2 tRNA genes are annotated in these 235 nt (G+C 55.3%); both read right to left on the bottom strand.

What is annotated here, in order from left to right:
- Nucleotides 1–37 precede the first annotated feature (37 nt).
- A tRNA-Glu gene (locus tag WFI24_RS34325) sits at nucleotides 38–109 on the bottom strand.
- Nucleotides 110–124: 15 nt separating this feature from the next.
- Nucleotides 125–216, bottom strand: a tRNA-Ser gene (locus tag WFI24_RS34320).
- Nucleotides 217–235 lie beyond the last annotated feature (19 nt).

Below are 235 nucleotides of genomic sequence, written 5' to 3'. Positions count from 1 at the left end.
CAGATGCTCTCCCAGCTGAGCTAAGCCTCCATCTATATGACCCGTAGGGGATTCGAACCCCTGTTACCTCCGTGAAAGGGAGGTGTCTTAACCCCTTGACCAACGGGCCTTGCTAAAAATTATCTGGCGGAGAGAGAGGGATTCGAACCCTCGAGACGCTTGTGACGCCTACACGATTTCCAATCGTGCTCCTTCGGCCAGCTCGGACACCTCTCCATATGGCTCCCCGAACAGG

Source organism: Paenibacillus sp. USHLN196, assembly GCF_037144955.1.
Classification (GTDB): Bacteria; Bacillota; Bacilli; order Paenibacillales; family Paenibacillaceae; genus Paenibacillus; species Paenibacillus xylanexedens_C.
This window is presented reverse-complemented; position numbering and strand designations above follow the sequence as displayed.